The sequence below is a fragment of the Isoptericola variabilis genome, assembly GCF_050311655.1.
In the GTDB taxonomy this organism is placed as follows: Bacteria; Actinomycetota; Actinomycetes; order Actinomycetales; family Cellulomonadaceae; genus Isoptericola; species Isoptericola variabilis.
This window is the reverse complement of sequence record NZ_JBNOZM010000010.1, coordinates 29153-54384: the sequence shown is the minus strand read 5'-3', so window position 1 is coordinate 54384 and position 25232 is coordinate 29153. Positions and strand designations below refer to the sequence as shown.

Sequence of the window (25232 nt, the reverse complement as noted above, 5' to 3'; positions counted from 1 at the left end):
GGTTGAGCCAAGCGCCACGCCAGGATGGGGTGGTCTCCTGGAGGCACACATCGAGGAGGGCACCATGAGCACCGACACCCCGGGCGCACCGCAGCCGTCGGGCGCCGACGAGCCGAACCGGAGCGAGAGCGCCGCCGAGCAGCCGACCGAGCGGTCGGCGGAGCAGGCCGGTGCGGACCGCACCGCACCGGAGCCGGCCACGCAGGACACCCAGCACCTCACCGTGCAGCCGACCCAGCAGCTTCCCACCCAGGGGACGCCCCAGCAGGGGGCCCCGCAGCCGTCCGCTCCGCAGCAGGCGCCGCAGCAGCAGTACGGCGCGCAGCAGCCGCGGTACGGGCAGATGGCTCCCGGGTCGCCGTACTACACCCAGCAGTCCGCGCACCCGCAGGGGCCGTCGCAGCAGTACTCGCAGGCGCAGCGCCCGCAGGGCCAGCACCCCCAGCAGTCCCCGCACGCGCAGCAGGGCCAGCCGTACGGACAGGGCCCGGGCAACCCCTACGCGCTGGGCCAGACGTCCACGCCGCAGGGGCCGGGCGGCACCGCCACGAAGCGCGAGCGGTCCGTGTGGGTCCCGGTGGCCAGCGCGGCGGTCATCGCGGCCGTCCTCGCCAGCCTGGGCACGGCGGCGGCGACCGGCGCGTTCGACGCCGGCGACCCGTCGTCGCTGGCGAGCGTCGGCTCGTCCGCGCAGTCCACCGACGAGGCCCCGGTCAAGAACTCGACCTCGAGCAACCCGAACTGGGAGGCCGTCACGACGGCCGTCGCCCCGTCCGTGGTCGCCATCCAGGTGCAGAGCCAGTCCGGCGGAGCCGAGGGCTCCGGCGTGATCTACGACGACAAGGGCCACATCCTCACGAACAACCACGTCGTGTCGGGCGCGCAGAACGACACCGTGCAGGTCACGCTCTCCGACGGTCGCCTGTACGAGGCGACGATCGTGGGCACCGACCCGACCACCGACCTGGCCGTCGTCGAGCTGAAGGACCCGCCGGACGACCTGAAGCCCGCGTCGTTCGGTACGTCCGACGACGTCACGGTGGGCGACGCCGTCCTCGCCGTCGGCAACCCGCTCGGCCTGGCCAACACGGCCACCACCGGCATCGTGTCGGCGGTGGACCGCCCGGTCTCGGCGTCGGGGGAGGACGGCAGCACGCAGGTCGTCACCAACGCCATCCAGATCGACGCGGCGATCAACCCCGGTAACTCCGGCGGCCCCCTGTTCAACGCGCAGGGCCAGGTCATCGGCATCACGTCGTCGATCGCCACCATGTCGAGCGGCATGAGCGGCGAGCAGTCCGGCTCGATCGGTCTCGGGTTCGCCATCCCGGTGAACCTCGCGACGAACATCGCCGACCAGCTCATCAAGGACGGCTCGGCGGAGCACGCGTTCCTCGGCGTGACGATGCAGGACGCGACGGCCACCGCCGACGGCGTCACGCGTCGCGGCGCCAAGGTGGTCGAGGTGTCGTCCGGGTCTCCCGCCGCGGACGCCGGCCTCCAGACCGGCGACGTGATCGTCGCGATCGACGACGACGCCGTCAACGGCGCCGAGTCGCTCACGGCGTACGTCCGGGAGAAGGCGGCCGACCAGAAGGTCACGCTGACCTACGTCCGCGAGGGCAAGACGCAGACGGTCGACGTGACGCTCGCCGTCCGCGACGAGTCCGCCTCGACGGGTCAGGGCGACCAGGGTGGCCAGGGCGACCAGAACGGTCAGGGCGACCAGGGCGACCAGGGCCAGGGTGACCAGAACGGTCAGGACCAGGGCCAGGGCGGCTCCGACCAGTCCGACCCGGGCAACCTGCCCGGCTGGCTCCAGGACCTGCTCCAGGGCGGTAACGGCACCAACTGAGCCGCGGCCGGCCGGTCAGCGCACCCGGCCGGCCGCACCAGCAGCCCCGCGGGCCCGCGACGACTCCCCCTCCCCGTCGCGGTCCGCGGGGCTTTGCCGTGCGGACCGGGCGGTCCGAGGGTTGTGAGCGGGCGTCTGGCCCTGTTCCGACGCCGGAACAGGGCCAGACGCCCGCTCACAGCGTCCGCTCAGTCCGCCGAGGGGTGCAGGGCGGCGAGCACGCCGAGCGCGCTGCGCTCGAGGAAGTCGGCGAGGTCGGACGGGGCGATGCCGGGGTCGGTCGCGGCCTCGACGAGCGCCTGCTCGGCGAACGAGATCCAGGAGTGCAGCGCGACCTCGAGCAGGGGGGTCGGGGCGACGCCGATCTCCTGGAAGGCGTCGCGCAGGTGCCCGGCCAGCATGTCGCGCGCGTGCTGGATGGTGGCCCGGACGTGCTCGTCGCCGGACGCCGCTCCGCGCACCAGGGAGTAGAACGTCGCGTCGTGGTCGTGCACGAACTCGACGAACCGGTCGAGGGTGTCGCGCAGGCGCTCGCGCGGCGGCAGCTCGGGCCGCGGCTGGGTGGCGTGGAGCATCGCGTCGCGCGCGGTGCGGACGATGGCGGAGTGCAGGCCCTGCCGGTTGCCGAAGTAGTAGTGCACGAGGCCGGGGGAGACGCCGGCCTGGGCGGCGAGGTCCTCGACGGTGACGGCCTCCAGGGGGCGGTCGGCCAGCGCGGCCACGCCGAGCGCGACGAGCTGCTGCCGGCGTTCGTCGGGGCTCATCCGGGTGCGTCGCGCGGCTGCCATGCCCCGAGCATATGGCCGTTTCACGAGGTGACGGGGTCGCGCGACGGGTGAAGCGCCGCGGGCAACCAGTGCTATTGACGTTGCCTCAGTAAGGGGCGTACCGTCGCCACTCGTCGGCGACACAGGGGTCGCCATGTCGTCTTGTTGGAGGGGAAATGAAGCTCAGCGCACTGACGCGCACGCGTCGAGGCCGTGCGATGCTCGCGGCGGTCCCGACGGTGGCGGTGATCGGCGTCCTCATGGGCGGCGTCGCCCAGGGGGCCGTGCCGGTGTCGATGGCGATCTCGGGCCAGCAGTTCAAGATCGCGGCCGACAAGCTCGACGGGACCGGCTTCTCGCAGTACGCGGGCGAGGCGAAGGACGCGGACGGCAAGTCGCACCCCGTGGCGATCGCCAACATCAAGGACGCCACGCTGCACAACCTGTGCCAGTCGGTGAAGGTCCCCGGCATGCCGCTGGGCCTGCTCATCTCCGCGGGCACCAACCCGAAGAACCCGGTCAAGGCGACCGACCTCCAGATCGGCATGAGCGACCTGCGCGGCACGGCGCAGTTCAACCAGATCCGGATCGGCGTCGACGCGTCCACCGTGAACACCAAGGCGCACGGCAGCAAGGGCGACTTCGCCATGGACTCCGACGCCATCACGATCGACGACCTCAAGCAGGTCTCGTCGAGCACGTCGGCGGCCGTCTTCAAGCTCACCGACCTGCACCTCAAGATCTCCGACGGCACCGAGTGCTTCTGAGCGGCCCCGGCGACCAGGGAGACCAGGCGTGAGCGACGACGAGAACACCTCGATCCCCGAGGCGTCCCCGGAGCCGACCGCGGCGTCGAACCCGGAGGTGCCGGCCACCCGCCGACAGCGGTTCGCCGCCTGGCGGCGGGACCGGCCCTTCTGGGGCGGCACGCTGGCGATCCTGTCGGGCGTGGTGCTGTGGTTCTCGGGCCGGCTGCAGATCGACAACTTCGAGATCCAGCTCGGCATCGAGGGCATGCAGTCCACGCTGCTGCCGGTGGGGCTGGTGCTGCTCGGCGCGCTGATCCTGGCGCAGCCGCAGTTCCGCGTGTTCTACGGCGTCATCACGCTGGCGATCTCGGTCTACTCGCTGCTCGGCGTGAACCTCGGCGGCTTCGGCGTCGGGATGATCCTCGGCGTGGTGGGCGGCATCCTCGCGGTGTCGTGGATGCCGCCCACCGCCGAGGGCGCCGAGACGGCGTCGTCGGCATCGGAGACGGACGAGACGCCCGCCGTGCCCGCGGACCCGCGGGACGGGCAGGACGTCACCCTCGCCGAGATCCTGCCGTTCGACGACGAGCCGGCCCGCGGCGGGCGGCACGTCGCCGTCGTCGCGGCGGTCGCCGTGCTCGCCGTCGCGGGGACGGGCACGACGGCGGTCGAGGCCGCCGCCGCCCCCACGTCGCAGGTGCGCGCGGCGTCGGACTGCTGGGACCCGCTGGGGTGGCTCGAGTGGGCCTGCGGCAGCGACGACGACGCCGAGCCGACGCCCAGCCCCTCGCCGTCGACGTCGGAGGACGCCGGGGTCTCCGGCGACACCGACGCCGCCGACGACGCCACGGACGGCAGCGGCACGGGCGCGACCGAGGACGGCACCTCCGCCGCCGACGGCGCCACACCGGGCGACGCCGCAGACCCGTCCGACCCGGAGGGCGAGGCCGCGAAGGACGCCGGCGGCAAGGACGCCGAGGGCGAGGACGCCGACGAGGACGGCAAGGCCGACGAGCCGGCCGAGGAGCAGGCGCAGGACGACGTCGAGAAGGAGTTCAAGCTCGAGCTCGGCCCCTGCGCGCGGATCACGTTCGGCGGCGAGTACGACATCAACGTCTCGCTGCCGGGGGACTGCGGCAAGCGCGAGGACGCGAACGTCTTCTCCCAGGACGGCGAGCTCGAGACGCGCGACCTGCAGCTCCCGCTCACCGGCATCAACGGCATCGACGTGGTCAACGTGCCGGTGACGAACGGCGGGCCCCGCCGTGACGCGCTACGGATCGACGTCGACTACGTCAAGGTGCCGGGGTTCTGGCTCAAGACGTACGCCGACAACGACGGCAAGATCGGCGGCACGGTCACCGACGCGGACTACGTGTCGATGGAGGGCGACGCGCAGATGTACATCTCGTCCATCCACGCGGACCTGCCCGACGGCGACGACTGGGCCGAGCTGGGGGACAAGATCGCGGCGGGCGCGTCGCCGGTCGAGATGCTGCTGGGCCTCACCGACGCGCGGATCGGCCTCATGGGGGCCACCTCGGACAAGCAGGTCTGGTCCGGGTTCCGCGAGCAGGTCTGGGAGGAGTAGCCCGCCCGCCTCGCGCGCCGAGGAGGTCGCGCAGGACGACGCCGGCCGACCAGGACGTGTGCCAGTCCGGGTCGGCCGGCGTCGTCGTGCGTGCGGGTCAGTCCGCGCCGAGCGCCCACCGCATGGGCACGAGCTTCGCCTCGGACTCGGCGAGCTCGGCCTCCGGGTCGGAGGCGGCGACGATGCCGCAGCCGGCGAAGAGCCGCACGTGCCGGGGGTCGGCGGCCGAGAGCTCGGCGGACCGCAGCGCGATGCCCCACTCGCCGTCGCCGTCGGCCCCGACCCACCCGACCGGGCCGGCGTAGCGGGAGCGGTCCATCCCCTCGATCTCGCGGATGAGGTCGCGGGCGACGTTGGTCGGCGTGCCGCACACCGCGGCGGACGGGTGCAGCGCGGCGGCCAGGGTCAGCGACGACGGCGCAGCAGACGTCGCGGACGCGCCACGGTCCAGGACGCCGGTGACGTCGGACGCGAGGTGCATGACGTTCGGCAGGTGCAGCACGAACGGCGCGTCCGGCACGTTCATCGACGAGCAGAACGGCTCGAGCGCGGCCGCCACGGAGCGCACGGCGTACTCGTGCTCCTCGAGGTCCTTGGAGGACCGGGCGAGCTGCGCGGCGTGCAGCAGGGCGTCGTCGTCGGACATCCCGGCCTCGCGGCGGATGGTGCCCGCCAGCACGCGGGAGGTGACGAGCCCCTTCTCGCTCCGCACCAGGAGCTCGGGGGTCGCGCCCACCATGCCCGAGACGGAGAACGTCCAGCAGGCCTCGTAGCGGTCGGCGAGGCGGCGCAGCAGCCAGCGCGGGTCGAGGGGGTGCTCGGTGGTGGCGAGCACGTCGCGCGCGAGCACCACCTTCTCGAGCGCCCCCGACTGGATGCGGGCCACGCCCTCGCGCACGACGGCGGGCCAGTCGGCGGCGGCGACGGCGCCGTCGGCGAAGCGGACGCGGCCGGGCGCGACGACGTCCGTGCGCGGCTCGCGGCGCAGGGCGGCGGTGCTGGGGGCGGCGTCCAGGCTCGCGCCGGGGGTGATGGTGGTCATCCAGGTGACGCCGGCCCGGCGGCCGACGACGACGCGCGGCACGACGAGCGACCCGTCCGGCCGCGGGTGGCCGGCGTCGTCGCCGTCCTGGTCGTCGAGCTGGCCGGCGTCGTCGAAGGCGAAGGTGCCGAACGCGACGGGTCCCGTGCCGGGCAGGCGCACGTCGTCGCGCACGACGGCACGCTGGAGGGTGGCCTGCCAGGCGGCCTCGGCGTCGGCGAACCGGCCGGGGCCGAAGGTGTCGAAGCGGAGCGCCTCGCCCCAGCCGACGATGCCGTCGCCGCGCCGCACCCAGCTGAGCGGGCGGGTGTCCGGCAGGAGGTCGACGAGGGCGGTGAGGCCGCCGGGGAGGTCGTCGATCCGGGAGGTGCGGACCAGGAGCGCGAGAGGCTCCGTGGCCGGCGCCGTCGCGGGATCGGGGCTGGTGCCGGTGGTCGTGCCCGGGAGGGGGCGCGGCGCCGGCAGGGGCGTGGCGGACATCGGCTCCAGAGTACGCCCGGAGGCCCGCCACGCCCCGCTCACCGGAGGTCCGGGGCTGTCGCCTCGGTCACGACGTCGAGGCGTTGTCCCGGCGCTGGTTCGACCGGTTGAGCACGCCGTCGTCGGCGAGGTCCTCGAGCTGGTCGTCGTCGACGGCCTTGCTCGCGGTGCCCTTGACGAAGACGGACGGGTTCTCGGGCGTGCCGGCCTTGATGTGGTTGAACAGGATGTTCAGCAGGATCGCCATGAGCGCGGCCGAGCTGATCCCCGAGTGGAAGATGGTGCCGAACCACGTGGGGAACTGGTCGTAGAAGTCGGGCTTGGCGATCGGGATCATGCCGAACGAGATCGACGCCGCCACGATCACGAGGTTCATCGAGTTCTTGTAGTCGACCTTGGCCAGGGTGCGGATGCCCGACGCCGCCACCGAGCCGAACAGCACCACGCCGGCGCCGCCGAGCACGGGGGTCGGCACGGCAGCCACGACGCGGCCCAGCACCGGCAGCAGGCCGAGGACCACGAGGATGAAGCCGCCGGCCGACACCACGAAGCGCGACTTCACGCCGGTGATCGCGACCAGGCCCACGTTCTGGGCGAACGCGGACTGCGTGAACGAGCCGAAGATCGGCGACACGACGGAGGACGCCATGTCGGCGCGCAGGCCGTTGGCGATGCGCTTGCGGTCCACCTTGGTGCCGACGATCTCGCCGACGGCGATGATGTCCGCCGTCGTCTCCGTGAGCGTCACCAGGATGACGATGAGCATGGAGACGATGGCCGCGATCTCGAACGTCGGGGCGCCGAAGCTGAGCGGCATCGGGAAGGCGAACACCGGGCCGTCGCCGACGCCGGAGAAGTCCGCCATCCCGAGCACGAGGGCGATCAGCGTGCCGGCGACGATCGCGATGAGGATCGACAGCCGCGAGACGACGCCGGAGCCCACCTTGGACAGCAGGATGACGATCGCGAAGGTGCCGAACGCGAGCCCGATGTTGCTCGTGGAGCCGTAGTCGGGCGCCTCCGCGTTCCCGCCCATCGCCCAGTTCGCCGCCACCGGCATGAGGGTCAGGCCGATCGTCGTGATGACGACGCCGGTGACCACGGGCGGGAAGAACCGGATGATCTGGGCGAAGAACGGCGTGATGAGGAACCCGATCGCCGACGCGACGAGCACCGCGCCGAGGACGGCGGGGATCCCGCCGCCGCCCCCGACGATCGCGACCATGGTCGAGACGCCGGCGAACGACACGCCCTGCACCAGCGGGAGCTGGGAGCCGAAGAACTTGATCCCGACCGTCTGCAGGATGGTCGCGAGGCCGCCCATGAAGAGCGACGCGGCGATGAGCGTGCCGATCTCCGCCGACGTGAGCCCGGCGGCGCCGCCCACGATGAGGGGCGGCGCGATGATGCCGCCGTACATCGTCAGGACGTGCTGGAAGCCGTACCCGAACGTCGCGCCGAGCGGCAGGCGCTCGTCCTCGGGGCGGGCGGGGCTGGTCGTCGCCCGGGGGGATGCGGACCGTGACATAGCGGACCTCCTCGTTCGCTATCGATGGTCTGAACTCTTCCGGTCTACGGAAGAAGCATTCCACTATTCGACCGGCAAGTGTGATCTGTGTCAACCCTCTCCGCGGGGTGGATCTGCGCCGGCCCCGGGCTCAGCCCGCCACGAGCCGCCGCGCCGCCTCGCGGTGCTCGGCCAGCAGTGCGGGCAGGTCGAGGCCGACCACGGCGCCGTCGACCACGCGCCACTCGCCACCGACCATCACCCGGTCGGCGCGGTCCGCACCGCACAGCAGCAGGGCGGCCACCGGGTCGTGCGATCCCGAGAAGCGCGGCTCGTCGAGACGCCACAGGGCCAGGTCGGCCTGCTTGCCGACGGCGAGCACGCCCAGGTCGTCGCGGCCCAGCACGCGCGCCGAGCCGCGCGTGGCCCAGCCGAGGGCGCGCGCCACCGGCACGGAGGCGCCGTACTTGAGCCGCTGGAGGTACAGCGCCTGGCGGGCCTCGGGCATCATCGTCGACGCGTCGTTCGACGCCGAGCCGTCCACCCCGAGCCCCACCGGCGCTCCGGCGTCCTCCAGCTCGACCACGCGCGCGATCCCGGACGCGAGCCGCATGTTCGACGTCGGGCAGTGCGCCACGCCCGTGCCCGCGGCGCCGAGGCGGGCGATCTCGGCGTCGTCGAAGTGGATGCCGTGGCCCAGCCAGGCCCGGTCCGTGAGCCAGCCCACCGACTCGAGGTAGTCCACCGTGCGCATGCCGAATCGTTCGCGCAGGAAGTCCTCCTCGTCGATCGTCTCGGCCAGGTGGGTGTGCAGGCGGACGTCGTGCCGCTCGGCCAGCTCGGCGGTGTCGCGCATGTTCTGGGTCGTCACGGAGAACGGCGAGCAGGGCGCCAGCGCGATCTGGATGCGCGCGCCCGCTCCGCGCTCGTGGTAGGCCGCGATCAGGCGCTCGGAGTCGGCGAGGATCGTGTCCGGGTCCTGCACCACCGACTGCGGCGGCAGCCCGCCGTCGTCCGTGCCGAGCGTCATCGATCCCCGCGTCAGCGTGGCGCGCATCCCGAGCTCGCGGACCGCCTCGACCTGGAGGTCGATCGCGTCGTCGAGGCCTGCCGGGAACACGTAGTGGTGGTCGGCCGCGGTGGTGCAGCCGGACAGCAGCAGCTCGGTCAGCGCGACCTTCGTGGCGAGCTCGTGGGCGCGCGGCGTGAGGCGCGCCCAGACCGGGTAGAGCGTGGTGAGCCAGGGGAACAGCTCGGCGTCCGCGACCGGCCCCCAGGCGCGCGTGAGGGTCTGATAGAAGTGGTGGTGCGTGTTGATCAGGCCCGGCGTGACCACGTGCTCGGACGCGTCGAACGTCTCGTCCACCGGCGTCGACGGGCTCGCGCCCGCGGCGACCAGCTCGGTGATCACACCGTCCGTGACCACGACGCCGCCGCGCGCGTCGGGCGCCCCCGGCGTGTCGTCGTGAGCGTCGTCGGCGGTGAAGACGGCCAGCGGGTTCTTGATCCAGGTGCTCATCGGTGCCTCCATGGCGGCGGCACCCCGGGGAGCGGCGCCGCGTCGCGCCGGCTCAGTGGTCCTGTCTGCCGATCCAGGGAGCGACGGCACCGCGCCGTCCTCTGCGGGCGACGGTAGGCGAGCGACGCTCGGGGCGTCAACGGTGCGTGGGACCATGACGTCCATGTCCCGCGCCAGCCTGGAGAAGAAGCCCGCCGAGGTCGCGTCGATGTTCGACGGGATCGCGAAGCGCTACGACCTCGTCAACGACCTCGTCTCCCTGGGGCAGGACCGGCGCTGGCGCCGCGCGGTGGTGGACGCCGTCGCGGCCGTCCCCGGCGAGCGGGTGCTCGACCTCGCGGCCGGCACCGGCACGTCGAGCGAGCCCTTCGCCGACGACGGCGCGCTGGTCGTGCCCTCGGACTTCAGCCTCGGCATGCTCGCCGTGGGCAAGGAGCGTCGGCCGGACCTGTCGTTCGTCGCGGGAGACGCGACCCGGCTGCCGTTCGCGGACGCCGCGTTCGACGCCGTGACGATCAGCTTCGGGCTGCGCAACGTCGTCGACACCGACGCCGCCCTGCGCGAGATGCTGCGCGTCGTGCGGCCCGGCGGTCGCGTGGTGATCTGCGAGTTCTCCACGCCGACGTGGGCGCCGTTCCGCACCGTGTACCTGGAGTACCTGATGCGCGCGCTGCCGGTGGTGGCGGGCGCGGTGACGCGCGACCGCGGGTCGTACGACTACCTCGCGGAGTCCATCCGGAGCTGGCCCGACCAGGCCGCCCTCGGCCGCCGGCTGCTCGACGCCGGCTGGGACCGCGTGTCGTACCGCAACCTCACCGGCGGCATCGTGGCGCTGCACCGGGCCGTCCGCCCGGCCTGACCGCCTCCGCCGCTACGGCGGCAGCTCGGGCCGAGCATTCGGGACCTGGCTCTTTGACGCCTGCGAGGCACCCGGCGTATCGTCGGTCCGATCCTGAAACGATTCAAAGACGACGTGCAGCACGACGACGTACGCAGGGAAGGCACGGTCGATGACGACACCACACAGCGCGGCGCGCCCGACGACGGGCGGCGGGAACCGCCTGCACGGGTACCGGGCGACGGTCGCGGTCGCGATGTCCAACTACATCGAGGCGGGCTCGATCATCGCGCTCGCCACCAGCCTCACGCTCTGGCAGGAGCACTTCGGGCTGACCAACCTCGCCGTCGGGCTCGCCGCGGCCCTGAGCGCCAACGCGTTCGGCGCGGCGGTGGGCGCCATGATCGGCGGCCCGCTCGGCGACCGCTACGGGCGCAAGTTCATCTACACCTACGACCTGCTGCTGTACATGCTCGGCACGGCGTTCATCGTCTTCGCCGGCGCCCCGTGGATGCTGTTCACCGGCATCGTGCTCACCGGCATCGCCGTGGGCGCGGGCGTGCCCGTCGCGTGGACGTACATCGCGGAGGAGGCCCCCGACGACCAGCGGGCCAAGCACGTCGGCACCGCCCAGCTCGCGTGGTCGCTCGGGCCGTTCGTCGGCTTCGTGCTCGCGACGGCGCTGGTCCCGCTCGGCCTGCTGGGAAGCCGCATCATCTTCGCGCACCTGTTCGTCATCGCGTTCGTCACCTGGTGGGTGCGGCGCGGGCTGGCGGAGTCGGACGTCTGGAAGGAGTCCAACGCCAAGCAGGTCGCGCTGGGCCGCAAGCGGCGCGGCTTCCGCGAGCTGGTGTCGCACCCGCAGAACGTCAAGGCGCTGCTGTTCCTGATCGGCGTCTACGCCCTGTGGAACACGGTGGCCGGGCAGGCCGGCATCTTCATGCCGCGCGTCTACCAGACCGCCGGCGTCGAGAGCGCCGTCGCGCAGAACCTGCTCCAGGTGCTGGTCTGGGGCCTCACGTCGGCGGCCACCTTCTGGGGCTTCATGAGGTACGGCGACCGGGTGAGCCGCCGGCTGCTGTACGGCATCGGCGCGGCCATGGCCGTCGCGGCGTGGATGATCCTCGCCTTCGTGCCGCACGTCTCGATGCCGCTGCTCATCGCGTACGCCGTCCTGTGGGGCGTGTCCGCCGGCATCGGCGCCCAGGCGTTCTACGCGCTGTGGACCGCCGAGCTGTTCGCCACGGCGTACCGCGCCTCGGCGCAGGGCGTGCTGTTCTTCGTCGCCCGCATCGCGGTCGGCCTGCTGAGCTACCTGTTCCCGACCATGCTCGCCGAGCAGGGCGTGCCGTTCGTCGGCGGGATCATGGTCGCGCTCCTCGTGGCCTCCCTGGTGATCGGCGTCGTCTGGACGCCCGACACCGCGGGCAAGAGCCTCAAGGAGATCGAGCGGGAGCGCTACGGCGCCGACCTCGACGACGCGGAGGTCTCGGGCGCCCGCTGACCCCGCGCCGGCGGTCCGCATCTGTTCGGCAGCGGGTGGATCCGTTCGGCACGTGACGGTGCCGAACGGATCCACCCGCTGCCGAACAGTTCGCGGTCAGCTGGGTGAGCTGCCGGCGGTGCGGTCCTTGAGGGCGCTGCCCTGCTCCTTGGCGAACTCGGTCACGCTGCTCGTGACGTCCGAGACCTTGGCCTGCACGCGCGGGTCCTTCCAGGTCTCGGTCGCCCAGTCCTTGGCCTTGTCGAGCTGCTGCCGGCCCTTCTCGGTGCCGAGCAGGTAGCCGAGCGCCGCGCCGACGACGAATGCCGGTCCTGCTTTCATGTCGCGCCTCCTCATGGTCGTGCGGATGGTGGCCGCTGGTGGCCGGGTCGTGGGTCGTGCGGACGACCGTAGGCACGACCACCGTTGCACGCACCCCGCGACATGCCGGCAGCGGCACCCTGCCGGACCTGCGGGGACGCGCCGTCCTGCGACTCCGCGGAGCGCGGCGCCGCCAAGGAAGGGTTACCTTCCTACACAGCGCCGCCAGAACGTGACTAGAGTGCTCGCAAGAGTTGTGATGGGGTTCACAAATCGACTCCGGCACCGTCGCCGGGGCGCTCGAGGGAGCGAGGTGAGCACGTGCGGTCAGGTCGCGTCGACGACGCCGACGTCATCGTCGTGGGCGCCGGCCCGGCCGGCTCGTCCACGGCCCACTGGTGCGCCGCCGCGGGCCTCGACGTGCTCCTGCTCGACAAGGCCTCCTTCCCCCGCGACAAGGTGTGCGGCGACGGGCTGACGCCCCGCGCCGTCGGCGAGCTGGCCCGCATGGGGCTCGGCACCCGCGAGGACGACGGGTGGATCCGCAACGAGGGCCTGCGCGTGGTCGCCGGCGCCCGGTCGTGGGAGCTGCCCTGGCCCGACCTCGACTCGTACCCCGGCTACGGCATGGCGCTCTCGCGCATGTCGCTGGACCATCGGCTGGCGCAGCACGCGCAGGCGAGCGGCGCCAAGCTGCTCGAGCGGACCAGGGTGACCGGCCCGGTCCTGGACGAGCGCGACGGCCGCGTGGTCGGCGTGCGCACCCAGGCCCTCGACGGCAACGGCCGCGCCGACGGCACCGAGACCACCTACCGGGCGCCCGTCGTCGTCGCGGCCGACGGCGTCTCCTCCCGCTTCGCGACGGGGCTCGGCATCGCCCGCCGCGACGACCGCCCGCTCGGCACGGCCGTCCGCACGTACTTCCGCACGGAGGGCACGTCGCGCCACGAGGACGCCTGGATGGAGTCGCACCTCGAGCTGTGGGACGGCGCCCCGGGCGCGTCGAACCTCCTGCCCGGCTACGGCTGGATCTTCGCGCTCGGCGACGGCACGGCCAACGTCGGCCTGGGCGCCGTCAGCTCCACGCCCGCCCGCCAGTCCGCCGTCGGGCACGACTACAAGCGCATGATGCAGGCCTGGATGCGCCACGCCCCGGCCGAGTGGGGCTTCACGCCCGAGAACCAGGTGGGGCCGATCCGCGGCGCCGCGCTGCCGATGGGCTTCAACCGCAGCCCCCTGTACCGCGACGGCGCGATGCTGGTGGGCGACGCGGCCGGCATGGTCAGCCCGTTCAACGGCGAGGGCATCGCCTACGCCCTGCAGGCGGGCCGGGTCGCCGCGGACGCGATCGCCCAGGCGCGCACCCGCGCCACGGACGACGCCCGGGAGCGCACGCTCACGTCCTACGCGGACCGCATGCGGGCCGACCTGGGCGGCTACTACACGCTGGGCCGCTGGTTCGTGCGGCTCATCGAGCACCCGCAGATCATGCGGATCTGCGTGAAGCACGGGCTGCCGCGGCCGGTGGTCATGCGGTTCGTGCTCAAGCTGCTGTCCGACTGCTACGAGCCGCGCGGCGGTGACTGGGTGGACCGGGTCATCGCGGGGCTCACGAGGGTGGTCCCGGCGGCATGAGCGCACACGAGCACAAGGGAGTGGTCGAGATGCACGAGGTCGAGACGGCCGTGCGGACGGGAGGGTCGCGATGACGAACCCGTACGTGCCGGTCCTCATGCTCATGGGCGTGGCCCTGGTGCTCGCCGTGGGCGGCGTGGCGGCGAGCGCCGTCATCGGGCCCAAGCGCTACAACCGGGCCAAGCTCGACGCCTACGAGTGCGGCATCGAGCCGACGCCGCACGCGGTCGGCGGCGGGCGGCTGCCGGTCAAGTACTACCTGGTGGCGATGACGTTCATCGTCTTCGACATCGAGGTGGTCTTCCTCTACCCGTGGGCGGTGGACTTCGCCGTGCTGGCCGGCTTCGGCCTCGTCGCGATGCTCACGTTCCTCGCCCTCATCACCGTGCCGTTCGTCTACGAGTGGCGGCGCGGCGGCCTCACCTGGGTCTAGGCCCGGCGCACGGCCAGCACCACCCAGCACTACCCAGCACGACACGGCACAACGGACGGCATCGGCGCCGGAGATCCTCACGCCGATGTTCACGAAGGGGAGGGGTCATGGGCCTGGAAGAGGCTCCGTCGGGCTTCCTGCTGACGACGATCGAGGACCTGGCGGGCTACCTGCGCAAGGCGTCCGTGTGGCCGGTGACGTTCGGGCTGGCGTGCTGCGCCATCGAGATGATGGCGGCCGGTGCGTCGCGGTTCGACCTGTCGCGGTTCGGCATGGAGGTGTTCCGGGCGTCGCCGCGGCAGGCGGACCTCATGATCGTCGCGGGCCGGGTGAGCCAGAAGATGGCGCCCGTCGTGCGGCAGGTCTACGACCAGATGAGCGAGCCCAAGTGGGTGCTGTCGATGGGCGTGTGCGCGTCCAGCGGCGGCATGTTCAACAACTACGCGATCGTGCAGGGCGTCGACCACATCGTGCCGGTCGACGTGTACCTGCCCGGCTGCCCGCCGCGCCCGGAGATGCTCATCAACGCGATCCTCGCGCTGCACCAGCACATCCAGGACTCGCCGCTGGGCGTGAACCGCAAGGAGGCGGCCGCGGCGGCCGAGGCGGCGGCGCTGGAGGCCACGCCGACGTTCGAGCTCAAGGGGCTGCTGCGATGAGCGAGGGCACGACGGCTGCCGGCGGCGCCGCGGACAAGCCGGTCCCGCAGCCCGAGGAGGTCCTCGGGCCCCGCTCCGGGGAGCTGGTGTCCGGCAGCGAGCAGGCCGGTCGCGGCGGGCGCGGGCCGGAGGTCGTCGAGGTGCGTCGCGGCATGTTCGGCGTGCACGGCTCGGGCGACACCTCCGGCTACGGCGGCCTGGTGCAGCCGGTCGCGATGCCCGGCGCGGCGACGCGGCCGTACGGCGGCTGGTTCGACGAGGCCGTGGACGTGCTCGCCGAGGTGCTGGGCGACGCCGGGGTCGCGTTCGACGACGCGGTGGAGCGCGTCGTCGTCGACCCGCACACCGACCCGCCGAGCCCGCACGCCGAGCTCACGCTGCACGTGGCGCGCGAGCACCTGCCGGCCGTCTGCCGGGCGCTGCGCGACGACCAGGACCTGCGGTTCGAACTGAGCCTCGGCGTCTCGGGCGTGCACTACCCGCAGGACACGGGCCGCGAGCTGCACGCCGTCTACCACCTGACGTCCGTGACGCACGGGCGACGCATCCGTCTCGAGGTGTCGGTGCCCGACGCCGACCCGCACATCCCTTCGAGCACCGCGGTGTACCCGACCAACGACTGGCACGAGCGCGAGACCTGGGACTTCTTCGGGATCGTCTTCGACGACCACCCGGGCCTGGCGCGGATCGAGATGCCCGACGACTGGCCGGGCCACCCGCAGCGCAAGGACTACCCGCTCGGCGGCATCCCCGTGGAGTACAAGGGCGCCACGGTGCCGCCGCCGGACACGAGGAGGTCGTACTCGTGACTACTGGAACCTTCAGCGCCACCAGGCCGCCGACCGCGGACGAGTTCGACCCGGGCATCCCGGGCTTCGAGGCGTCCGGCGGCGACTGGGACGAGATCGCCCGGGAGGCCGTGGGCGAGGAACGCATCGTCGTCAACATGGGCCCGCAGCACCCGTCCACGCACGGCGTGCTGCGCCTCATGCTCGAGATCGACGGCGAGACGGTCACCGAGGCCCGCTGCGGCATCGGCTACCTGCACACGGGCATCGAGAAGAACATGGAGTTCCGCACCTGGACGCAGGGCACCACGTTCTGCACCCGGATGGACTACCTCGCGCCGCTGTTCCAGGAGACCGCCTACTGCCTGGCCACGGAGAAGCTGCTCGGCATCACCGACGACGTGCCGGAGCGGGCGTCGATCATCCGCGTGCTGATGATGGAGCTCAACCGGGTGGCGTCCCACCTCGTGTGCCTCGGCACGGGCGGCAACGAGATGGGCGCGACGACGGTCATGACGATCGGCTTCACCGCCCGCGAGGAGATCCTCCGGCTGTTCGAGGCCGTCACCGGGCTGCGCATGAACCACGCGTACGTGCGGCCGGGCGGCGTCGCGCAGGACGTGCCCGACGGCTTCGAGGACCAGGTGCGGGCGGCGCTGCCGAAGATCCGGATGTACCTCGGCCAGCTCGGCGACCTCATGCTCGCCAACCCGATCTTCAAGGCGCGGCTCACCGACGTCGGCGTGCTCAACCTCGCCGGCTGCATGGCGCTGGGCGTCACCGGGCCGGTGCTGCGCTCCACGGGGCTGCCGTACGACGTGCGCAAGGCGTTCCCGTACTCCGGGTACGAGGCCTACGACTTCGACGTGCCGACGTCGACCGACGCGGACTGCTACTCCCGCGTGGTGCTGCGGCTGGAGGAGTGCTACCAGTCGCTGCGCATCGTGGAGCAGGCCCTCACCCGCCTCGAGGCGACGTCGGGCGCGCCGGTCATGGTGGCGGACAAGAAGATCGCGTGGCCGGCGCAGCTCGCGATCGGCGCCGACGGGCAGGGCAACTCGCTCGACCACATCCGCCAGATCATGGGCACCTCGATGGAGGCCCTGATCCACCATTTCAAGCTCGTCACCGAGGGCTTCCGGGTGCCGGCCGGGCAGGCGTGGCAGACCGTCGAGCACCCGCGCGGCGAGCTGGGCGTGCACGCGGTGTCCGACGGCGGCACCAAGCCGTACCGGGCGCACTTCCGCGACCCGTCGTTCAACAACCTCCAGGCCGTGTCGGTGATGTGCGAGGGCGGCCAGGTGGCCGACGTCGTCGTCGCCGTCGCGTCCCTGGACCCCGTGCTGGGAGGGGTCGACCGATGACGGCAGAACCCACGAGCGCCCGCTCGGCCACGCGGTATGACGCCGACACGCTCGCGTCGCTGGCCGCCGACGCCGCGGAGATCAAGGCGCGCTACCCGGACCCGCGCTCCGGGCTGCTGCCGATGCTGCACCTGGTGCAGTCGGTGGACGGGTACGTGAGCCGCGACGGCATCCTGTTCTGCGCCGAGCAGCTCGAGATGACGCCCGCCGAGGTGAGCGCCGTCGCGACCTTCTACACGCAGTACAAGCGGCACCCGAACGGCACGTACACCGTGGGCGTGTGCACCAACACCCTGTGCGCGGTGATGGGCGGCGACGCGATCTTCGACGAGCTGAGCGAGCACCTCGGAGTCGGGCACGACGAGACCACCGACGACGGCGCGATCACGCTCGAGCGGGTCGAGTGCAACGCGGCCTGCGACTACGCGCCGGTCGTGATGGTCAACTGGGAGTTCTTCGACAACCAGACGCCGGAGTCGGCCACGGACCTCGCCGACCGCCTGCGGGCGGGCGAGGAGGTGGCGCCCACGCGCGGCGCGTCGTCGGTGTGCGGCTTCAAGCAGATGAGCCGCGTGCTCGCCGGGTTCACCGACGGCCGCGCCGACGAGGGCGTGGGCGCGGGGGAGCCGACGCTCGCCGGGCTGCGGCTGGCGCGCGCGGCGGCCGCCGTCGACGGCGCGGAGCCGGCGGCGCCCGCCCCGCGGGAGGGAACGACGGCGTCGACCGGCGAGGTCCCGCCCGAGACGGGCACGGCCCAGTCGAGCGCGGAGCGCAAGCCCGCCGCGCCGGGGGACCAGAACCCCGGCCGGTCGCCGTCGGGCGGCGACGCGAACCCCGAGCCGGAGAAGGGCGGCAGCGATGACTGACCTCATGCCGGTGCTCACGGACACGTGGGACGCCGACCGGTCGTGGAAGCTCGCGTCGTACGAGGCGGCCGGCGGGTACGCCGGGCTGCGCAAGGCCCTGACGATGGAGCCCGGCGACCTCGTGCAGACGGTCAAGGACTCGGGGCTGCGCGGTCGCGGCGGCGCCGGCTTCCCGACCGGCATGAAGTGGGGCTTCCTGCCCCCGCCGGACGGAGGCCCGCGCTACCTCGTGGTCAACGCGGACGAGTCCGAGCCCGGCACGTGCAAGGACATCCCGCTCATGCTGGCGAGCCCGCAGCACCTGGTGGAGGGCATCGCGATCACCAGCTACGCCATCGGCTGCCACCACGCGTTCGTCTACGTGCGCGGCGAGGTGCTGCACGTGTACCGGCGGCTGATGGCCGCGGTGGCCGAGGCGTACGACGCCGGGTACCTGGGCAAGGACGTGCTCGGCTCCGGATTCGACCTGGAAATCACGGTGCACGCGGGGGCGGGCGCCTACATCTGCGGCGAGGAGACGGCGCTGCTCGACTCGCTCGAGGGCAAGCGCGGCCAGCCGCGGCTCAAGCCGCCGTTCCCCGCCGTCGCGGGCCTGTACGCGCGGCCCACGGTGGTGAATAACGTCGAGTCGATCGCGTCGGTGCCGGGCATCGTCGCGCGCGGCGCGGACTGGTTCGCCGGCATGGGTACCGAGAAGTCGCAGGGGCACGGCCTGTTCTCGCTGTCCGGGCACGTCACCCGGCCGGGCCAGTACGAGGCACCGCTCGGCATCACGCTGCGCGAGCTGCTCAACCTCGCCGGCGGGATGCGGGCCGGGCACGAGCTGAAGTTCTGGACGCCGGGCGGCTCGTCGACGCCGCTGTTCACGGCCGATCACCTCGACACCCCGCTCGACTACGAGTCGGTGGGCGCGGCCGGGTCGATGCTCGGCACCCGTGCGCTGCAGCTCTTCGACGAGACGACGTGCGTGGTCCGCGCGGTGAGCCGGTGGACCGACTTCTACGCGCACGAGTCGTGCGGCAAGTGCACGCCGTGCCGCGAGGGCACCTACTGGCTCAAGCAGGTGCTGCACCGCATCGAGGCCGGCCAGGGCGAGGAGCGCGACGTCGACCTGCTGCTCGACCTGTGCGACAACATCCTCGGCCGCGCGTTCTGCGCGCTCGGCGACGGCGCGACGTCGCCCGTGACGTCGAGCATCCAGCTCTTCCGCGACGAGTACCAGGCGCACATCGACTCACGCGGGTGCCCGTTCGACCCGCGCGCCAGCGCCCTGTTCCCGTACACCCCCAAGCAGTCGCCGGCGCTCGCCGGGGCGGGAGGTCACTGATGACGGCGACCACGGACAAGTCCACCGCGGCCGCGCCCCCGGTGGAGACGGTCACGCTCACCATCGACGAGGTCGAGGTGACGGTGCCCAAGGGCACGCTGATCATCCGCGCGGCCGAGCAGGTGGGCATCCAGATCCCGCGCTTCTGCGACCACCCGCTGCTCGAGCCCGCGGGCGCGTGCCGGCAGTGCCTGGTCGAGGTCGCGATGCCCGACCGCGAGGGCAACGTGCGGCCCATGCCGAAGCCGCAGGCCTCGTGCACGATGACGGTCACGCCCGGCATGGTCGTCAAGACGCAGCGCACCTCGCCGGTGGCGGACAAGGCGCAGCACGGGGTCATGGAGCTGCTGCTCATGAACCACCCGCTGGACTGCCCGGTGTGCGACAAGGGCGGCGAGTGCCCGCTGCAGAACCAGGCGATGAGCAACGGGCGCGCCGAGTCCCGGTTCGAGGACGTCAAGCGCACGTTCCCCAAGCCCATCGCCGTGTCCACCGAGATCCTGCTGGACCGCGAGCGCTGCGTGCTGTGCCAGCGCTGCACCCGGTTCAGCGACGAGATCGCGGGCGACGCGTTCATCGCGCTGCAGGAGCGCGGCGCGCACCAGCAGATCGGCCGGTTCGACGAGACGGTGCTGGACTTCACCCCGCCGCCCGGCGAGCCCGCCGAGGAGACCTTCGGGTCGGCGGCGGCCACGGCCGGGGGCCAGCCGTTCGCGTCGTACTTCTCCGGCAACACCGTGCAGATCTGCCCGGTGGGCGCGCTCACCGGCGCGGCCTACCGGTTCCGCTCCCGGCCCTTCGACCTGGTCTCGACGCCGGGGATCTCCGAGCACGACTCGTGCGGCTCCGCCATCCGCGTCGACCACCGGCGGGGCGTGGTGCTGCGCCGGCTGTCGGGGGAGGACCCGGCGGTCAACGAGGAGTGGATCACCGACAAGGACCGTTTCGCGTTCACGTGGCAGGCGGCCCCCGACCGGCTCACCGTCCCGCTGGTGCGGGACCGCGTGGTGGACGGCGACGGCGCCGTCGTGTCGCGCGGTGAGCTGCGGCCGGCGTCGTGGGTCGAGGCGTTCGAGCTGGCGGCCGAGGGCCTGGCCGCCGCGCGCGCGGCGGGCGGGGTCGGGGTGCTGCCCGGCGGCCGGCTGACCGTCGAGGACGCGTTCGCCTGGTCGCGCTACGCGCGCACGGTGCTCGGCACGGACGACGTCGACCAGCGGGCCCGGGTGGGCTCGGCCGAGGAGACGGCGTTCCTGGGGCACGCGGTCGCGGGCACCGGCGTCGGCGTGACGTTCGGCGACGTCGAGGCCGCCCCGGCCGTGCTGCTCGCCGGGCTCGAGGCCGAGGAGGAGGCCGGCGTCACCTTCCTGCGGTTGCGCAAGGGGGTGCGCAAGCACGGCACGAAGGTGTGGTCGATCGCGCCGTTCGCGAGCCGCGGCCTGGCCCGCCTGGACGGCGAGCTGCTGCCCGCGGCGCCCGGCACCGAGGCGGAGTGGCTGGGCATCCTCGCCACCCGGGCGGGCGGAGGGCTGGTGCCCGCCGACTCCGACACGGCGACCCTCGGCGCGGTGGCGGACGGGCTCGCGACCCCCGGCGCCCTGATCCTCGTGGGCGAGCGGCTCGCGTCGGCGCCGGGCGCCTACGGCGCCGTCCTGCGGCTCGCGGAGGTCACCGGCGCCCGCGTCGCGTGGATCCCGCGCCGCGCGGGGGAGCGCGGCGGGGTCGAGGCGGGCCTGCTGCCCGGGCTGCTGCCGGGCGGCCGTCCGCTCACCGACCCCGCGGCCCGCGCCGAGGTGGCCGCGGCCTGGGGCGTCGACGCCGACGCGCTGCCGGCAGCCCCGGGGCGGGACGTCGCGGAGATCCTCGACGCCCTCTCCGTCGGCCAGCTCGGCGGCGCCCTCGTGGGCGGCGTGGAGCTCGCCGACCTGCCCGACCCGGCGCACGCCCGGCGGGCGCTCGAGGCCGCGGGCTTCGTCGTCTCGCTCGAGGTCCGGCGCTCGGAGGTGACCGAGCTGGCGGACGTCGTGCTCCCTGTCGCTCCTCCCGTCGAGAGGTCGGGGTCGTACTGGAACTGGGAGGGCCGCGTCCGCGCGTTCGGGCAGGCCCTGGAGTCCTCGGCGCTGCCCGACCACCGCGTGCTCGACGCGCTCGCCGCCCAGGCAGGCGTGGCGCTGGGTGCGGCGACCCCGCTCGACGCGCACCGAGCGATCGCGGCCCTGCCCGCGTGGGGCGGCGCCCGCGTGCCGGCGCCGCGGTCCGAGCCTGTCGAGCCGCCGGCGGTGCCGGCCGGGTCCGCCGTGCTGGCGAGCTGGCACCTGCTGCTCGACGACGGCGCCCTCCAGGACGGCGAGCAGTTCCTCGCCGGCACGGCCAAGCGGCCCGTCGCGCGGATGTCCGCGGCCACGGCGGCCGCCGTCGACGTGTACGACGGCGACCGGGTGACCGTGTCCACCGACCGGGGGTCGGTGACCGTACCCGTCGCCATCACGGAGATGGTCGACCACGTGGTGTGGCTGCCGCTCGCGTCGCGCGGCTGCCGCGTGCACGACTCGCTCGGCGCCGCGCCGGGCGACCTGGTGCGGATCGGTCCGCCGGAGGCGGTCGCCGCCGGCGGGGTCGCGGGCCCCACCGACGAGAAGGCACAGGGAGGGGCCGCATGATCCCCGGCGTCGCGTCCGACTTCAGCAACGACTGGCTGTGGGTGTCGCTGATCAAGGCGGTGCTCATCGTGGTCTTCCTGCTGACCAGCGTGCTCTTCGCGATCTGGTTCGAGCGCAAGGTCGTGGCGCGCATGCAGGTGCGCCCCGGCCCCAACTGGCACGGTCCCTTCGGGCTGCTGCAGTCGCTCGCGGACGCGATGAAGCTGCTGCTCAAGGAGGACGTGAACGTCACCCGGGCCGACCGGGTCGTCTACCTGCTGGCGCCGATGATCTCCGTGTTCTGCGCGCTGCTGGTGTTCGCGGTCATCCCGTTCGGCCCCGAGGTGACGATCCCGTTCACGGACTACACGACGCCGGCGCAGCTCACCGACTTCCCCGTGGCGGTCCTGTACGTGCTGGCCTGCGCGTCGATGGGCGTGTACGGCATCGTGCTGGGCGGCTGGTCGTCGGGCTCGACCTACCCGCTGCTCGGGTCCGTGCGGTCCACGGCCCAGGTGATCTCGTACGAGCTCGCCATGGGGCTCTCGCTGGTCAGCGTGTTCATCATGGCCGGCTCGATGTCGACCTCCCAGATCGTGGCCTCGCAGACCAGCATCTGGTGGTTCCTCCCGCTGCTGCCGGCGTTCGTCGTCTACGTCATCTCGATGATCGGCGAGACCAACCGGCTCCCGTTCGACCTCCCGGAGGCCGAGGGCGAGCTCGTCTCCGGCTACATGACCGAGTACAGCTCGATGAAGTTCGCCTGGTTCTTCCTGGCGGAGTACATCAACATGCTCAACGTCTCCGCCGTCGCCACCACGCTGTTCCTCGGCGGCTGGCGGGCGCCGTGGCCGCTGTCCGCGATCAACGACGGGATGTTCAACACCGGTTGGTGGCCGGTGCTGTGGTTCCTCGTCAAGCTCTGGCTGGTCATGTTCGTGTTCGTCTGGGTGCGCGGCACGCTGCTGCGCCTGCGCTACGACCAGTTCATGTCGTTCGGCTGGAAGGTGCTCATCCCCGTCGCGCTGGTCTGGGTCGTGGTGCTGAGCGTGTTCCAGTACCTCGGCCTGGCGGGCGTGACCCGCACCCAGCTCATCACCGGCGTCGCCGTCGCGGCCGTGGTGGTCGTCGCCGCCCTGTGGTTGTGGCCCGACCGGAAGGCGAAGGCGACCGACGGCTCCGGGCCACCGGACGGCGCAGGCCGGGCGCGCCGCCCAGCCGGCGAGTTCGACGCCTTCGCCGACGGGTTCCCCGTCCCGCCGCTGCCGGGGCAGGCCCTGCCGCCGTCCCCCCGCGCGCGCCGGCACGTGATGCAGGCCGCCGACGTCCCGGGCGCGCCCGCCGCCGACTCCGCCGTCGACCGATCCGAGGAGACGCGATGACCGACAAGCCGTACGAGCCGCTGCGCCCGTCCAAGGGTCCGCTCGGGGAGATGTTCGCCCCGGTGGCCGGGTTCGGCGTGACGTTCTCGTCGATGTTCCGGCCCACGGTGACGGAGCAGTACCCGCGCAAGAAGACGCCGCCGCAGCGCCGGTACCACGGGCGTCACCAGCTCAACCGCTACGCGGACGGGCTGGAGAAGTGCATCGGCTGCGAGCTGTGCGCGTGGGCGTGCCCGGCGGACGCGATCTACGTGGAGGGCGCGGACAACGCCGAGCTGCCCGACGGCGCGCACATGTCGCCCGGCGAGCGGTACGGCCGCGTCTACCAGATCAACTACCTGCGCTGCATCTTCTGCGGGCTGTGCATCGAGGCGTGCCCCACCCGGGCGCTCACGATGACCAACGACTACGAGCTCGCGGGGCCCGACCGCGCCGGGATGATCTACGAGAAGCAGGACCTGCTCGCCCCGCTCGCGGAGGGGATGCTGGCCGCACCGCACCCGATGGTCGAGGGCACCACGGACACCGAGTACTACCGCGGCGAGGTGACCGCCCCGACGGCGGAGCAGGTCGGCTGGGTGCGCGAGCACCGGCCCGACGACCCGACGCTGGACGCCGCCGACCGCGTGGTGCACGGGGACGCGCCGCCCCCGACCCCGCGCCGGCACCGGCTGCGCGGCAGCGCCACCAAGGCCGCCGTCGCCACCCGGCAGGCGTTCGAGGGCGGGCACGTGGCCACCCTGCCGACCCCCGACCTGCGGGATGCCGAGCCGACGGGGGGCCGGGAGTGACCGCGTCGAGCGCGGAGGCCGCGCTCTTCTGGGTGCTCGCGCCGCTCATGGTGCTCGCCGCGCTCGGGCTGCTGTTCGCCCGCAAGGCGGTGCACGCCGCGGTGTGCGTCATGTTCGTGATGGTCGGCCTGGCCATCCTCTACGTCGCCCAGGAGGCGCCGTTCCTCGGCGTCGTCCAGGTGGTCGTCTACACGGGCGCCGTGATGATGCTCTTCCTGTTCGTGCTCATGCTGGTGGGCGTCGACTCCGCCGACTCGCTGACGGAGACCATCAAGGGCCAGCGCTGGCTCGGCGTGCTGCTCGGCCTCGGGCTCGTCGTGGTGCTGCTCGGCGTGGTCGCGCAGGCCGCGTTCCCGCCCGCGGTGGGGCTGGCGGCGACGGAAGAGCTCACCAACCCGGTGGCCCTGGCCCGGGTGCTGCTGGGCGACTACGTCCTCGCGATGGAGGTGGTCGGCGTGCTGCTCGTCACCGCCGCGCTGGCCGGCCTGGTGCTCACGCACCGCCGCCGGCTCAGCGTGCGGCCCACGCAGCGCGTCCTCGCGGCCGCGCGCGTGGCCGCCCTGCCGCAGGGCCGCACGCTCACGCCGCTGCCCGCGCCCGGCGTCTACGCGCAGAACAACGCCATGGACACGCCCGCGCTCGGTCCCGACGGCGAGCCGCTGCCGCACTCCGTGCCGCGCGTGCTGCGCATCCGCGGGCAGGAGCGGTCCGCCACCGCGGTCCTCGCCGAGGAGGAGACGCTCGTGACGCGCGAGGACCTGCGCCTCCTCGGCGTCGGCCCCGCGGCGGACACGACGGTCGAGCAGGCGGGCGACCCGGTCGCGACCGGCACGACCGACGAGGGCACCGGCGACGACATCACCGGCGACGACGGGGAGGTGCGCTGATGGAGATCACCCACTACCTGGGGCTGGCCGCGATCCTGTTCGCGATCGGCGCGACGACGGTGCTGCTGCGGCGCAACGCCATCGTGGTGTTCATGGGCGTGGAGCTCATGCTCAACGCCACCAACCTCGCGTTCGTGACGTTCGCGCGCATCCACGGTGACGTGACGGGCCAGGTGCTCGCGTTCTTCGTCATGGTGGTCGCCGCGGCCGAGGTCGTGGTGGGGCTCGCGATCATCATCACGATCTTCCGTTCCCGCCGGTCGGCCTCGGTCGACGACGTCAACCTGCTGCACAGCTGAGAGGCGACCTGTG

At 73.0% G+C, this 25232-nt stretch carries 22 protein-coding genes; 17 read left to right on the top strand and 5 right to left on the bottom strand.

Annotated features, from left to right (window positions below):
* Positions 1 to 64: 64 nt before the first annotated feature.
* The gene (locus ACQP60_RS19255; RefSeq protein ID WP_429735927.1) at positions 65 to 1855 is read left to right on the top strand and encodes a S1C family serine protease; all 1791 of its coding nucleotides are present in this window, start codon (positions 65 to 67) and stop codon (positions 1853 to 1855) included.
* A gap of 188 nt (positions 1856 to 2043) precedes the next feature.
* On the opposite strand, the gene ACQP60_RS19250 is transcribed toward ACQP60_RS19255, so the two are convergent.
* A complete protein-coding gene (locus ACQP60_RS19250; protein WP_429735925.1) occupies positions 2044 to 2643 on the bottom strand; it encodes a TetR/AcrR family transcriptional regulator in 600 nt (199 codons plus the stop codon).
* A 155-nt stretch (positions 2644 to 2798) separates the two neighbouring features.
* On the opposite strand from ACQP60_RS19250, the gene ACQP60_RS19245 reads away from it, so the two are divergent.
* Together ACQP60_RS19245 and ACQP60_RS19240 are read left to right on the top strand one after the other, a co-directional pair.
* Positions 2799 to 3389 carry a DUF6230 family protein gene (locus ACQP60_RS19245; RefSeq protein WP_429735923.1) on the top strand — a complete coding sequence of 197 codons (591 nt, stop codon included), beginning with the start codon at positions 2799 to 2801 and terminating at the stop codon, positions 3387 to 3389.
* A gap of 28 nt (positions 3390 to 3417) precedes the next feature.
* On the top strand, positions 3418 to 4962 hold the full coding sequence (locus ACQP60_RS19240) for a DUF6114 domain-containing protein (RefSeq protein ID WP_429735921.1): 1545 nt from the start codon (positions 3418 to 3420) through the stop codon (positions 4960 to 4962).
* Between the two features lie 97 nt (positions 4963 to 5059).
* On the opposite strand, the gene ACQP60_RS19235 is transcribed toward ACQP60_RS19240, so the two are convergent.
* From ACQP60_RS19235 to ACQP60_RS19225, 3 genes are all read right to left on the bottom strand, one after another.
* Positions 5060 to 6484 (bottom strand): isochorismate synthase, encoded by a 1425-nt coding sequence (locus ACQP60_RS19235; protein ID WP_429735919.1) that lies wholly within the window; start codon positions 6482 to 6484, stop codon positions 5060 to 5062.
* A 67-nt stretch (positions 6485 to 6551) separates the two neighbouring features.
* The gene (locus ACQP60_RS19230; RefSeq protein ID WP_429735917.1) at positions 6552 to 8012 is read right to left on the bottom strand and encodes a nucleobase:cation symporter-2 family protein; all 1461 of its coding nucleotides are present in this window, start codon (positions 8010 to 8012) and stop codon (positions 6552 to 6554) included.
* Between the two features lie 130 nt (positions 8013 to 8142).
* Entirely contained in the window at positions 8143 to 9510 is a 1368-nt protein-coding gene (locus ACQP60_RS19225) for an 8-oxoguanine deaminase (protein WP_429735914.1), read from the bottom strand.
* A gap of 163 nt (positions 9511 to 9673) precedes the next feature.
* Here ACQP60_RS19225 and ACQP60_RS19220 point away from each other — a divergent pair, with 163 nt between their 5' ends.
* Both ACQP60_RS19220 and ACQP60_RS19215 read left to right on the top strand, forming a co-directional pair.
* The gene (locus ACQP60_RS19220; protein WP_429735912.1) at positions 9674 to 10369 is read left to right on the top strand and encodes a demethylmenaquinone methyltransferase; all 696 of its coding nucleotides are present in this window, start codon (positions 9674 to 9676) and stop codon (positions 10367 to 10369) included.
* A gap of 151 nt (positions 10370 to 10520) precedes the next feature.
* Complete coding sequence (locus ACQP60_RS19215; protein ID WP_429735910.1) at positions 10521 to 11852, top strand: MFS transporter; 1332 nt, start codon at positions 10521 to 10523, stop codon at positions 11850 to 11852.
* 96 nt (positions 11853 to 11948) lie between these two features.
* On the opposite strand, the gene ACQP60_RS19210 is transcribed toward ACQP60_RS19215, so the two are convergent.
* The gene (locus tag ACQP60_RS19210) at positions 11949 to 12173 is read right to left on the bottom strand and encodes a YtxH domain-containing protein (protein WP_429735908.1); all 225 of its coding nucleotides are present in this window, start codon (positions 12171 to 12173) and stop codon (positions 11949 to 11951) included.
* Positions 12174 to 12473: 300 nt separating this feature from the next.
* Here ACQP60_RS19210 and ACQP60_RS19205 point away from each other — a divergent pair, with 300 nt between their 5' ends.
* The 12 genes from ACQP60_RS19205 to nuoK all read left to right on the top strand — a co-directional run bounded on the left by ACQP60_RS19205 (position 12474) and on the right by nuoK (position 25219).
* A complete protein-coding gene (locus tag ACQP60_RS19205) occupies positions 12474 to 13787 on the top strand; it encodes a geranylgeranyl reductase family protein (protein ID WP_429735906.1) in 1314 nt (437 codons plus the stop codon).
* A 70-nt stretch (positions 13788 to 13857) separates the two neighbouring features.
* A complete protein-coding gene (locus tag ACQP60_RS19200; protein WP_429735904.1) occupies positions 13858 to 14220 on the top strand; it encodes an NADH-quinone oxidoreductase subunit A in 363 nt (120 codons plus the stop codon).
* 107 nt (positions 14221 to 14327) lie between these two features.
* Positions 14328 to 14879, top strand: a complete 552-nt coding sequence (locus ACQP60_RS19195; protein ID WP_429735902.1) for a NuoB/complex I 20 kDa subunit family protein — start codon at positions 14328 to 14330, stop codon at positions 14877 to 14879.
* On the top strand, positions 14876 to 15688 hold the full coding sequence (locus ACQP60_RS19190) for an NADH-quinone oxidoreductase subunit C (protein WP_429735900.1): 813 nt from the start codon (positions 14876 to 14878) through the stop codon (positions 15686 to 15688). The genes ACQP60_RS19195 and ACQP60_RS19190 overlap by 4 nt, the downstream gene beginning before the upstream one ends.
* Entirely contained in the window at positions 15685 to 17031 is a 1347-nt protein-coding gene (locus tag ACQP60_RS19185) for an NADH-quinone oxidoreductase subunit D (protein ID WP_429735898.1), read from the top strand. Before ACQP60_RS19190 ends, ACQP60_RS19185 begins: the two co-directional genes overlap by 4 nt.
* Positions 17028 to 17897, top strand: a complete 870-nt coding sequence (gene nuoE / locus ACQP60_RS19180) for an NADH-quinone oxidoreductase subunit NuoE (RefSeq protein ID WP_429735896.1) — start codon at positions 17028 to 17030, stop codon at positions 17895 to 17897. The genes ACQP60_RS19185 and nuoE overlap by 4 nt, the downstream gene beginning before the upstream one ends.
* Positions 17890 to 19224 (top strand): NADH-quinone oxidoreductase subunit NuoF, encoded by a 1335-nt coding sequence (gene nuoF, locus ACQP60_RS19175; RefSeq protein WP_429735894.1) that lies wholly within the window; start codon positions 17890 to 17892, stop codon positions 19222 to 19224. Before nuoE ends, nuoF begins: the two co-directional genes overlap by 8 nt.
* Positions 19224 to 21881: an NADH-quinone oxidoreductase subunit G gene (locus ACQP60_RS19170; RefSeq protein ID WP_429735892.1), complete on the top strand. Its 2658-nt coding sequence runs from the start codon at positions 19224 to 19226 to the stop codon at positions 21879 to 21881. Before nuoF ends, ACQP60_RS19170 begins: the two co-directional genes overlap by 1 nt.
* On the top strand, positions 21878 to 23242 hold the full coding sequence (nuoH, locus tag ACQP60_RS19165; RefSeq protein ID WP_429735890.1) for an NADH-quinone oxidoreductase subunit NuoH: 1365 nt from the start codon (positions 21878 to 21880) through the stop codon (positions 23240 to 23242). Before ACQP60_RS19170 ends, nuoH begins: the two co-directional genes overlap by 4 nt.
* Complete coding sequence (gene nuoI / locus ACQP60_RS19160) at positions 23239 to 24033, top strand: NADH-quinone oxidoreductase subunit NuoI (RefSeq protein WP_429735888.1); 795 nt, start codon at positions 23239 to 23241, stop codon at positions 24031 to 24033. Before nuoH ends, nuoI begins: the two co-directional genes overlap by 4 nt.
* Positions 24030 to 24920 (top strand): NADH-quinone oxidoreductase subunit J, encoded by an 891-nt coding sequence (locus tag ACQP60_RS19155; RefSeq protein ID WP_429735886.1) that lies wholly within the window; start codon positions 24030 to 24032, stop codon positions 24918 to 24920. The genes nuoI and ACQP60_RS19155 overlap by 4 nt, the downstream gene beginning before the upstream one ends.
* On the top strand, positions 24920 to 25219 hold the full coding sequence (gene nuoK, locus ACQP60_RS19150) for an NADH-quinone oxidoreductase subunit NuoK (RefSeq protein ID WP_429735884.1): 300 nt from the start codon (positions 24920 to 24922) through the stop codon (positions 25217 to 25219). The genes ACQP60_RS19155 and nuoK overlap by 1 nt, the downstream gene beginning before the upstream one ends.
* The last annotated feature ends 13 nt before the right edge of the window (positions 25220 to 25232 follow it).

Bases quoted from the DNA above. Each gene is read 5' to 3' on its own strand.
- ACQP60_RS19255 (WP_429735927.1), top strand. From the start codon at position 65: ATGAGCACCGACACCCCGGGCGCACCGCAGCCGTCGGGCGCCGACGAG.
- ACQP60_RS19250 (WP_429735925.1), bottom strand. From the start codon at position 2,643: ATGGCAGCCGCGCGACGCACCCGGATGAGCCCCGACGAACGCCGGCAG.
- ACQP60_RS19245 (WP_429735923.1), top strand. From the start codon at position 2,799: ATGAAGCTCAGCGCACTGACGCGCACGCGTCGAGGCCGTGCGATGCTC.
- ACQP60_RS19235 (WP_429735919.1), bottom strand. From the start codon at position 6,484: ATGTCCGCCACGCCCCTGCCGGCGCCGCGCCCCCTCCCGGGCACGACC.
- ACQP60_RS19230 (WP_429735917.1), bottom strand. From the start codon at position 8,012: ATGTCACGGTCCGCATCCCCCCGGGCGACGACCAGCCCCGCCCGCCCC.
- ACQP60_RS19225 (WP_429735914.1), bottom strand. From the start codon at position 9,510: ATGAGCACCTGGATCAAGAACCCGCTGGCCGTCTTCACCGCCGACGAC.
- ACQP60_RS19220 (WP_429735912.1), top strand. From the start codon at position 9,674: ATGTCCCGCGCCAGCCTGGAGAAGAAGCCCGCCGAGGTCGCGTCGATG.
- ACQP60_RS19215 (WP_429735910.1), top strand. From the start codon at position 10,521: ATGACGACACCACACAGCGCGGCGCGCCCGACGACGGGCGGCGGGAAC.
- ACQP60_RS19210 (WP_429735908.1), bottom strand. From the start codon at position 12,173: ATGAAAGCAGGACCGGCATTCGTCGTCGGCGCGGCGCTCGGCTACCTG.
- ACQP60_RS19200 (WP_429735904.1), top strand. From the start codon at position 13,858: ATGACGAACCCGTACGTGCCGGTCCTCATGCTCATGGGCGTGGCCCTG.
- ACQP60_RS19195 (WP_429735902.1), top strand. From the start codon at position 14,328: ATGGGCCTGGAAGAGGCTCCGTCGGGCTTCCTGCTGACGACGATCGAG.
- ACQP60_RS19190 (WP_429735900.1), top strand. From the start codon at position 14,876: ATGAGCGAGGGCACGACGGCTGCCGGCGGCGCCGCGGACAAGCCGGTC.
- nuoE (WP_429735896.1), top strand. From the start codon at position 17,028: ATGACGGCAGAACCCACGAGCGCCCGCTCGGCCACGCGGTATGACGCC.
- nuoF (WP_429735894.1), top strand. From the start codon at position 17,890: ATGACTGACCTCATGCCGGTGCTCACGGACACGTGGGACGCCGACCGG.
- ACQP60_RS19170 (WP_429735892.1), top strand. From the start codon at position 19,224: ATGACGGCGACCACGGACAAGTCCACCGCGGCCGCGCCCCCGGTGGAG.
- nuoH (WP_429735890.1), top strand. From the start codon at position 21,878: ATGATCCCCGGCGTCGCGTCCGACTTCAGCAACGACTGGCTGTGGGTG.
- nuoI (WP_429735888.1), top strand. From the start codon at position 23,239: ATGACCGACAAGCCGTACGAGCCGCTGCGCCCGTCCAAGGGTCCGCTC.
- nuoK (WP_429735884.1), top strand. From the start codon at position 24,920: ATGGAGATCACCCACTACCTGGGGCTGGCCGCGATCCTGTTCGCGATC.